Annotated in this window: 9 protein-coding genes; 5 read left to right on the forward strand and 4 right to left on the reverse strand. The window is 69.5% G+C overall.

Annotated elements, in window-relative coordinates; genetic code table 11:
- Window positions 1–26 precede the first annotated feature (26 nt).
- From CCN35_RS06560 to CCN35_RS06570, 3 genes are all read right to left on the reverse strand, one after another.
- Window positions 27–932: a LysR family transcriptional regulator gene (locus tag CCN35_RS06560; protein WP_067397815.1), complete on the reverse strand. Its 906-nt coding sequence runs from the start codon at window positions 930–932 to the stop codon at window positions 27–29.
- A gap of 241 nt (window positions 933–1,173) precedes the next feature.
- The gene (locus CCN35_RS06565; RefSeq protein WP_067397816.1) at window positions 1,174–2,355 is read right to left on the reverse strand and encodes a cystathionine gamma-lyase; all 1,182 of its coding nucleotides are present in this window, start codon (window positions 2,353–2,355) and stop codon (window positions 1,174–1,176) included.
- A 120-nt stretch (window positions 2,356–2,475) separates the two neighbouring features.
- Window positions 2,476–2,853 (reverse strand): phage holin family protein, encoded by a 378-nt coding sequence (locus CCN35_RS06570; RefSeq protein ID WP_067397817.1) that lies wholly within the window; start codon window positions 2,851–2,853, stop codon window positions 2,476–2,478.
- A 48-nt stretch (window positions 2,854–2,901) separates the two neighbouring features.
- On the opposite strand from CCN35_RS06570, the gene CCN35_RS06575 reads away from it, so the two are divergent.
- The 4 genes from CCN35_RS06575 (at window position 2,902) to CCN35_RS06590 (ending at window position 5,223) form a co-directional block, all read left to right on the forward strand.
- Entirely contained in the window at window positions 2,902–3,219 is a 318-nt protein-coding gene (locus CCN35_RS06575) for a cupin domain-containing protein (protein ID WP_067397818.1), read from the forward strand.
- Window positions 3,220–3,392: 173 nt separating this feature from the next.
- Window positions 3,393–3,605: a DUF5326 family protein gene (locus CCN35_RS06580; RefSeq protein ID WP_067397819.1), complete on the forward strand. Its 213-nt coding sequence runs from the start codon at window positions 3,393–3,395 to the stop codon at window positions 3,603–3,605.
- Window positions 3,606–3,953: 348 nt separating this feature from the next.
- Window positions 3,954–4,688, forward strand: a complete 735-nt coding sequence (locus CCN35_RS06585) for an IclR family transcriptional regulator (protein WP_268877207.1) — start codon at window positions 3,954–3,956, stop codon at window positions 4,686–4,688.
- A gap of 97 nt (window positions 4,689–4,785) precedes the next feature.
- Window positions 4,786–5,223 (forward strand): SsgA family sporulation/cell division regulator, encoded by a 438-nt coding sequence (locus CCN35_RS06590; RefSeq protein ID WP_067397821.1) that lies wholly within the window; start codon window positions 4,786–4,788, stop codon window positions 5,221–5,223.
- A 103-nt stretch (window positions 5,224–5,326) separates the two neighbouring features.
- Here CCN35_RS06590 and CCN35_RS06595 read toward each other — a convergent pair whose 3' ends face one another.
- Window positions 5,327–6,712, reverse strand: a complete 1,386-nt coding sequence (locus CCN35_RS06595; RefSeq protein WP_067397822.1) for a YibE/F family protein — start codon at window positions 6,710–6,712, stop codon at window positions 5,327–5,329.
- A 243-nt stretch (window positions 6,713–6,955) separates the two neighbouring features.
- On the opposite strand from CCN35_RS06595, the gene thiC reads away from it, so the two are divergent.
- A complete protein-coding gene (thiC, locus tag CCN35_RS06600; protein WP_086791810.1) occupies window positions 6,956–8,734 on the forward strand; it encodes a phosphomethylpyrimidine synthase ThiC in 1,779 nt (592 codons plus the stop codon).
- Window positions 8,735–9,034 lie beyond the last annotated feature (300 nt).

The following is a 9,034-nucleotide window of genomic DNA, read 5'->3' on the forward strand; positions in this document are numbered from 1 at the left end:
CGGGGCAGGGTGCTTCGCCGGTGGCCTCAGGACCAGTCGGCGGCCGCACGCAGCAGCCACTCATGGGCACGGGCGACATGGGGCATCGCCAGTGTGCCGGTCCGGACGACGACGAAATAGGTGCGCAGCGGTGGCACCGCCGGTTCGTGGAGGGCCACGACCTCCTTCCGTTCCAGGGCGTCCGCGCACAGATACCGGGGCAGCACCGCGAGCCCGGCACCTGCCGCCACACAGGCGAGGACCGCACGCAGATCGGGGACGATCACCGTGCCGGACGCGGCCGGCCGGGAGTCGAAGACCGAGGCCCAGTAGCGGGAGACGAAGGGAAGCGACTCGTGGACGTCGATCAGGGGGATGTTCTCCGGAGGGGGTGCGGCCTGGTGATGCGACTCCGCGGAATCGGCCCGCTCGGCCCAGCGGGGGGCGGCGACCAGGACATGTTCCTCGTCGCACAGCGGAGTCGCCGTGAGCAGTCCGCCCCGCGGCCGGACCGTGCTGATGGCCAGATCGTGATGGCCGGCGGACAGACCGTCCAGGGTCTCCTCGGCGGTCCCGAACGAGGTGCGCAGGGCGAAGCCCTGTCCGTCGTCGCCGGTCAGCCCGGTCAGCGCGGGCAGTACCCGCTCCGCGGTGAATTCCGGCGGACCGGCCAGATGCAGGGTGCGTAACGAGGACTCGTCGTCGAGGCCGAACTCGGTGATCTCCACCAGGGCGTCGAGATGGGGAGCGGCCTTGTGGGCGAGTTCGTCGCCGATGGTCGTGGGGGTCACACCGCGGGCCTGGCGCAGGAACAGGGGACGGCCCACCTGCCGTTCCAGCGCGCGGATCTGGGAGGTCACAGCCGGCTGGGAGAGGCCGAGCAGCGCAGCGGCCCGGGTGAAGGAGCCCGCCCGGTGCACCGTCACAAACGTGCGCAGCAAGGCCAGATCCATGGCATACCCACCCCTCTCGGCGCCTTTCGTGCAACCCCCCTGGCCCCGCCCAACTATAAATATGTCGATAGGTCTCTGTCGCTACCGTGATTGGACACTGACACTGAGTCAACTAGCCTTGTTCGCGCGGTTCTACGCGCGGGAACCGGAGGGCGGTTCGAGCCACGAGGGGGGAGGCTCGGACCGCCCGTCGCGCGTGGCCGGCGGTGCGACGGCGACGGACCGGGCGTCCACGCGGCGGTCAGCGGGCCGACTCCTCCAGCGCCCGCAGCACATCCGCCACCAGGTCCTCGGGGTCCTCGGCACCGACGGACAGCCGGATGAAGCCCTCCGGCACCGCGTCCCCGCCCCAGCGCCCCCGCCGCTCGGCCGTGGAGCGCACTCCGCCGAAGCTCGTCGCGCTGTCCACGAGCTCGAGCGCGTCGAGGAAACGCTCGGCATGCGCGCGCGTGGGCAGTGTGAAGGACACCACGCACCCATGGCGCCGCATCTGCTGTGAGGCGATCCTGTACGCGGGGTCGTCCGGCAGCCCCGGATAGCGCAGCCCGGTGACCTCGGGGCGTTCGCGCAGCGCCCGGGCGAGCGCCAGGGCGGAGGCGTTCTGCCGGTCGACGCGCAGATGCAGAGTGGCGAGCGAACGGTGTGCGAGCCAGGCCTCCATCGGCCCCGGGATCGCGCCCACGATCTTGCGCCAGCGGCGTACGGGCGCCATGGCCTCGCCGTCGCGGCCGGTGACGTATCCCAGCAGGATGTCGCCGTGCCCGGTGAGCTGCTTGGTGCCGCTGGCCACCGAGAAGTCCGCGCCGAGCTCCAGCGGCCGCTGCCCGAGCGGGGTGGCCAGGGTGTTGTCGACCGCGACCAGCGCACCCTGCGCATGGGCGGCCTCGGCCAGCCGCCGGATGTCGCACACGTCGAGTCCCGGGTTCGACGGGGACTCGATCCACAGCAGCCGTGCCCCGTCCAGCACGTCGAGCTGGGCGTCCCCGCCGGTCGGCGCGGTGCGCACCTCGATGCCGTAGGCCCGCAGCTGCTCGGCCACCAGCGGCAGCGCCTGATAGCCGTCACCGGGCAGCACCACCGCGTCGCCCGCCCGCAGGTGGGAGAAGAGCACCGAGGAGACGGCGGCCATGCCGGAGGCGAACACCACGGTCTCCGCACCGTCCTGCCCGGGCGCCTCCAGCTCGCCGATGGCGCGCTCCAGCAGGGTCCAGGTCGGGTTCTCGTCGCGGCCGTAGGTGTAGGGGCCCGTCGGGTCGCCCGGCAGATGGAAGTGGGCGGCGAACACCGGCCCCGGCAACGCCGGCTCGTACTTGACCGGCTCGGGCAGCCCGGCCCGCACCACGCGTGTGCCCTCACCGGCGCCGGCGGGGGAACACAGGTCCCTCGGGGGATCGTCCAGGCCGTGCGTCACGGAGTCGTTCATACTGTTTCGTCCTCCTTCGTCCGGCCTGTCGCCGGCGTCGTTTGGCCCGTCACCGGCCGCTCGGTCCTCGTCCGGCCGGTCCTTGTCCGGCCGGTTCTTGTCCGGCCGGCTCTCGTCCGCTCAGTCCCCGTCCGGCAGGACCGCGTTCAGCGCCCAGGAGACGACCGAGATGATCAGGCCGCCGAGGACGGCCGTCCAGAAGCCCTCGACGTGGAAGCTCACCCCGAGCTTGCCGCACACCCACGAGGTGAGCAGCAGCATCAGTGCGTTGACCACCAGGGTGATCAGGCCGAGCGTCAGAAGGAACAGCGGAAGGGTCAGCACCTGCACCACGGGCTTGACCAGGAAGTTCACCAGGCCGAAGACCAGTGCGACGACGATCAGGGTGCCGGCCTGCCGGACCGTGCCGCCGTCGGTCAGGGTGATCCTGTCGAGCAGCCAGACGGCGACCGCCAGGGCACCCGCATTGGCGATCGTCTTGACTATGAAATTCTTCATGTGTCCGATCGTGGCAGACAGGACCGGCGAGGGGTGTGAGCGAGGGCGATGAAGGCATTCCGGCTGGACGAACTGGAGGCGGAGCGGGTTGCCAACGAGGGGGCCTACCTTCAGTTCCTGCGGGAGCGGAACATGTCGGTCGGCCTGTACGCGCTCAATGCCGGCGAGCACGACCCGCAGAAGCCGCACAACCAGGACGAGGTGTACTTCGTCGTGAGCGGCCGTGCCCTGATCACGGTCGGCCAGGAGACGACCCATGTGGCGCGCGGCAGCGTGGTGTACGTGCCGGCCGGAGTTCCCCACAAGTTCCACCACATCAGCGAGGATCTGCGGGTTCTTGTGGTGTTCTCTCCGCCGGAGGCCTGAGGTGCCGTCCTGGATTCCCTAGGGGAACGGTCAGGGGAGGACAAGGGATGCGCGGACTCCGCCAGGCCGCATGGTCGCCCTAGCATCGAGTGCAGGACAACGAAGAGCCCGCGCCAGGAGCGCGGGACGTGACGGGACCGGCCTCGGCCGGCGGAGAGACGAGGACGAGGGCAATGCGAGAGATCTTTGCGGGTCTGCCGTGGTGGGTGAAGTGGATCGCGGTGCCGGTCATCGCCCTGGTCGTCTTCGGCGGCCTGATCGCAAGCGTGGTCGGTTTTCTGATCGGCCTGCTGTTCAAGCTGCTGATCTTTGTGGCCCTGGTCGGCGGACTGATCTACATCGTCCGGAAGTTCATGTCGAGTTCGACCTCGCGCAGCGACTGGTGAGAGCCATGAGGCACCGGTGATCGGTAACAGGAATCACCGGTTCCCTCGGGGGAGGGAAGTTTCCCGGACAGTCCGTCTGTGAGCGGTGGCAGACGGATAAGGTCCGGAAATCGACACGGGGCAGGTCCCCGCGGCGGCTCGCACCCCCACCCGTGCTCCCGGCACGGCTGCCCCCTCGCGCTACGGGAGTGACCTTTGGCCACGGTTGACACCGCACCTGCAGAACGGCGCACGTCTCCCGCACCCCGGGAACCGTCCCCCTCCACGGCACTTCCGGCGCAGCCGCGCTCGTCGCGCCCCGCGGCACAGCCGCGCGCCGCGGTTCCGGAGCAGCAGTCCCAGACCCTCATCGGGTCCGTGCAGCGCGCGATGCGCCTGCTGGAGTCCGTCGCACGGCACGAGCGGGGAACGCCGGCCAAGCAGCTCGCCCGTGAGACGGGCATGGCCCTTCCCACCGCCTACCACCTGCTGCGCACCCTCGTTCACGAGGGCTATCTGTACCGCGACCGGGGCCTGTTCTTCCTGGGGGAGGCGGCCGAGCGGCTGAGCAGCAGCGGGGCGGCGCAGAAACGTCGCGGCGCAGTCGCCGAGGCGATGGCGCGGTGGCGGGACGCGATCGGCGCGCCGATGTACTACGCGATGTACCGCGACGGCGAGATCGAGGTCATGTGCGTCTCGGCCTCCGCGGCCTATCCGGCGGTCGAGGAGTGGGCCGACCTCCGCGCCACCGGACATGCGCACGCGATCGGCCGGTGTCTGCTGTCCCAGCTGGACGACGACGCCCGGCGCGACCATCTCGACCGCTATCCCGTGCTCTCCCTCACCCCGTACACGGTCCGCGACGAGCACAGCCTGCTGCGGCGCCTGGAGCGGACGCCGCGGATGGAGCCGGTGACCGAGCGGCAGGAGTACGCCCTGGGGACGGTGTGCGCGGCGATTCCCATCACGGTGGGCACCACGGTGGCCACCATGGGCTTCTCCCTTCCCGTGCACCAGGCCGACCGGCTGCTGCCCGCCGCACGGCAGTTGCAGCGCGAAGTGGGACGGTGTCTGGGCTCCCTGGCGCTCTCTATCAGTATCTGAAAAATCACTCCTTGTGATCTGCTGTGTACGTTCAGCAAGATGCACCCGTCTCACGGGACGGGTTCCCGGCCAGTCGACGGCAGATGACGGGGTAGCGATGAGCGAGTCCGTACAGGCAGAGGTCATGATGAGTTTTCTCGTGTCCGAGGAACTCTCCTTCCGCATCCCAGTGGAGTTGCGATACGAGACCTGCGATCCCTATGCCGTGCGACTGACCTTCCATCTCCCCGGGGACGCCCCGGTGACCTGGGCGTTCGGGCGGGAGCTGCTGGTCGACGGGGTGGCCGCGCCGTGCGGGGAGGGCGATGTGCACATCGCTCCCGTCGACTCCGGGTCGCTCAGCGAGGTCCTGATCCGGCTTCAGGTCGGTTCCGACCGGGCGCTGTTCCGCTCCTCCACGGCGCCGCTGGTGGCGTTCCTGGACCGCACGGACAAGCTGGTGCCGCTGGGGCAGGAAGGCGCACTGGCCGACTTCGACGCCCATCTCGACGAGGCCCTGGACCGCATTCTGGCGGAGGAGCAGAGCACGGGCTGAAGCGTTACGGCATCGGCCGTACGGGTGATGCACCGCGTGACCACGTCTTCGCAGCGGTGCAGGAACGGTTCCCTGGGCGGGCGCCGCCCCCCCCCGCGGCGGATCACCGCTTGCGGCGCCTGCCCCTTCCCCCGCGTGCCGGGGCGGGCACGGCGGCCGGCGCGGCGGTCCGCCCCCGTGGGCCGCGGTCGGCCGAGACCACGAGTGCCGCCAGGGCCGTGGTGACCGGGACGGAGGCGACCAGGCCGATCGATCCCACCAGTGTGCGCATGATCTCCTCGGCGACCAGCTCGCTGGTGGCGACGGTCCCCATGCTGCTCTGCGCGATGGAGAACAGCAGCAGCAGCGGAAGCGCGGCACCCGCGTACGCGAGGACCAGGGTGTTGACCACCGAGGCGATGTGGTCGCGCCCGATGCGGATGCCCGCGCGGTACAGTCCGCGCCAGCCCATCGTGGGATTGGCCTCGTGCAGTTCCCAGACCGCGGACGTCTGGGTGACCGTCACGTCGTCGAGCACCCCGAGCGAGCCGATGATGACACCGGCCAGCAGCAGACCGCTCATGTCGATCGACGGATACAGGCCGTGGATCAGCCCGGTGTTGTCGTCGGTGTTGCCGGTGAGCGCGGCCCAGCCGATGAACAGCGAGCCCAGCACACCGATCAGCGTCAGCGAGATCAGGGTGCCCAGCACCGCCACCGAGGTACGGGCGGACAGGCCGTGGCACATGTACAGCGCGATCAGCATGATGGCGCTCGACCCCACGACCGCCACGGCCAGCGGGTTCGAGCCCTGCAGGATCGCCGGCAGGATGAACAGGTTCAGCATCAGGAAGCTGACGGCCAGCGCGATCAGCGCCATGACGCCCCGCAGCCGTCCGACGACCACCACGGCGAGGGCGAAGACGGCGGCCAGCAGCGTCATCGGGAGGCGCCGGTCGACATCGGTGACCGAGTACTGCAACTCCCTCGGCGCGGAGGGTTCGTAGGCGACCACGACCTTGTCGCCCCGGTTCAGCTGGCGGGACTGGTCGGGCTGCACGATCTCGGTGAACGTACGCCCCTTGTCCTTGCCGGTGTCCACCCGGACCGTGGCCCTCTTGCAGGTACCGGACGCCTGCCGCGGCGCGGAGGAGCCCCCGGCGGCGGAGGGAGCGCCGCCCGGTGCGGCCGGGGAGGCGTTCGCCGACGAACAGCTCACCTCCACCACCCGGGTGACGGTGGCCTGCTGCGTCTGCCGGTCGAACCCCACACCGGTGCGCTGGTGCGCCGGGGTGCCGCCCGGCCACAGGACGACGAGACCGGCCACCACCGCGGCGGCGAACGGAATCAGGACCGCCGCGATGACCTTGCGCAGATGCCGGGAGACGGGCGCGGCCGGCCCATGGCTGTGCGTGTGCCCGTGCCCTCCGGCGATTCCCGGACCGGGTCCGTGCCCGTGTCCGTGCCGTGGTCCGGGGGGCGGCTGGGGGGACTGCTGTGTCGTGGTCACCGCTCGATCATCGCAAGGAACGGGGCGGCCCCACTGTTCACCGCGCCCTGCATGACGCTAGCGTGTAGGTGCCTTTGCACACGCGGGAGCTCGGAGCACCGGGCTGAGAGGGCGCTGACCTCCGTCTTCGCGGGGTTTCACGCAAACGTGCGATGTTCACCGTGAAACGCCGGCGGACGGAAACCGCTGCGTCGACCGCCGAACCTGTTACCGGGTAATGCCGGCGTAGGGAGATTGGGTCTCATGACCGACAAGGATGTACGTACGCCTGCCTCCACGCAGAAGACCATCGGCTGGCACAAGGCGTACGTGGAGGGCTCACGTCCCGATCTGCGGGTACCGGTCCGCCGGGTGCACCTCACCGACGGACGGACGGTCACGCTGTACGACACATCGGGCCCGTACACCGATCCGCTCGTCGACACCGACGTCCGCAGGGGACTGCCGCCGCTGCGGGAGAACTGGATCGTCGCTCGCGGAGACACCGAGGAGTACCCGGGGCGCCCCATCCGCCCCGAGGACGACGGGATCAGGCACACCTCACCGCGCGGCGGTCTGCGCAACCTCGACGCGGTGTTCCCCGGACGGCCGCGTCAGCCGCGCCGCGGCCGGAACGGCCAGGCGGTGACGCAGCTCGCGTACGCGCGCCGCGGGGAGATCACACCCGAGATGGAGTTCGTGGCGATCCGGGAGAACGTCGACCCCGAGGTCGTCCGCGAGGAGATCGCGGCGGGCCGGGCCGTGCTGCCGGCCAACGTCAACCACCCGGAGATCGAGCCGATGATCATCGGCAAGCGGTTCCTGGTGAAGGTCAACGCCAACATCGGCAACTCCGCGGTGACCTCCTCCATCGAGGAGGAGGTGGAGAAGATGACCTGGGCGACCCGCTGGGGCGCCGACACGGTCATGGACCTCTCCACCGGCCGCAACATCCACACCACCCGGGAGTGGGTGCTGCGCAACTCCCCCGTTCCCATCGGCACGGTGCCGCTGTACCAGGCCCTGGAGAAGGTGGGCGGCAAGCCCGAGGAACTGACCTGGGAGATCTACAAGGACACGGTCATCGAGCAGGCCGAGCAGGGCGTGGACTACATGACCGTCCACGCCGGGGTGCGTCTGGCCTACGTCCCGTTGACCGCCAACCGCAAGACCGGCATCGTCTCGCGCGGCGGCTCGATCATGGCGGCCTGGTGCCTCGCGCACCACAAGGAGTCGTTCCTGTACGAGCACTTCGAGGAGCTCTGCGAGATCCTCGCCGCCTACGACGTCACGTACTCCCTGGGCGACGGCCTCCGGCCCGGCTCCATCGCGGACGCCAACGACGAGGCCCAGTTCGCGGAGCTGCGCACGCTCGGAGAACTCGCCCGGATCGCACGGCGCTTCGACGTGCAGACCATGATCGAGGGCCCGGGACACGTCCCGATGCACAAGATCAAGGAGAACATCGACCTCCAGCAGGAGATCTGCGACGAGGCGCCGTTCTACACCCTCGGCCCGCTGACGACCGACATCGCACCGGGCTACGACCACATCACCTCCGCCATCGGCGCCGCGATGATCGCCTGGTGGGGCACGGCCATGCTCTGCTACGTCACGCCCAAGGAGCACCTGGGCCTGCCCAACCGCGACGACGTCAAGACCGGTGTGATCACCTACAAGATCGCCGCCCATGCCGCCGACCTCGCCAAGGGACATCCGGGCGCGCAGGAGTGGGACGACGCACTGTCCGACGCCCGCTTCGAGTTCCGGTGGGAGGACCAGTTCAACCTGTCCCTCGACCCGGACACGGCACGGGACTTCCACGACGAGACCCTCCCGGCGGAACCCGCCAAGACGGCCCACTTCTGCTCGATGTGCGGCCCGAAGTTCTGCTCGATGAAAATTAGCCAAAGCATCACAAAGAAGTTCGCCGGCGACGTGGCTGAAGGGGCGACGGCCGAGGAGGTCGCCGAGGGGATGATGCAGAAGTCCAGGGAGTTCGCGGAGGCGGGGCACCGGCTGTACCTGCCGATCGTCGACTGAGGCACTGATGCACATCTGCCCGTAAGAGCGGCGGTTCCGATGATCGTCGGCCCTCCATCTGAATCAAGATGGAGGGCCGACGACTTGTTCGGCAACGAGTCCCAAGCAAGACGGCTCTGTACAACCAGCGACTCGGCTCGACCTCGTCCCGGTTCAGGTGCCTCTCCGGATCGTCAGTGGCGGCCGGTACGGTTGCAGCGTCATGGGTGTGATCCGCAGCAGAGGCTCGGTCGAGAAGTGAGAGGGGTGGTCGCACATGGCGACAGGCCGTCTGACTCTGTTGACCTGGTCCCCTGAGAC

Origin of the sequence: Streptomyces thermovulgaris (assembly GCF_002155915.1) — a bacterium.
GTDB classification, from domain to species: domain Bacteria; phylum Actinomycetota; class Actinomycetes; order Streptomycetales; family Streptomycetaceae; genus Streptomyces; species Streptomyces thermovulgaris.

What these genes read in the sequence shown, in the direction of transcription:
- thiC (WP_086791810.1), top strand. Translation starts at nt 6,956, where the DNA reads ATGACCGACAAGGATGTACGTACGCCTGCCTCCACGCAGAAGACCATC.
- CCN35_RS06560 (WP_067397815.1), bottom strand. Translation starts at nt 932, where the DNA reads ATGGATCTGGCCTTGCTGCGCACGTTTGTGACGGTGCACCGGGCGGGC.
- CCN35_RS06580 (WP_067397819.1), top strand. Translation starts at nt 3,393, where the DNA reads ATGCGAGAGATCTTTGCGGGTCTGCCGTGGTGGGTGAAGTGGATCGCG.
- CCN35_RS06570 (WP_067397817.1), bottom strand. Translation starts at nt 2,853, where the DNA reads ATGAAGAATTTCATAGTCAAGACGATCGCCAATGCGGGTGCCCTGGCG.
- CCN35_RS06590 (WP_067397821.1), top strand. Translation starts at nt 4,786, where the DNA reads ATGAGCGAGTCCGTACAGGCAGAGGTCATGATGAGTTTTCTCGTGTCC.
- CCN35_RS06565 (WP_067397816.1), bottom strand. Translation starts at nt 2,355, where the DNA reads ATGAACGACTCCGTGACGCACGGCCTGGACGATCCCCCGAGGGACCTG.
- CCN35_RS06575 (WP_067397818.1), top strand. Translation starts at nt 2,902, where the DNA reads ATGAAGGCATTCCGGCTGGACGAACTGGAGGCGGAGCGGGTTGCCAAC.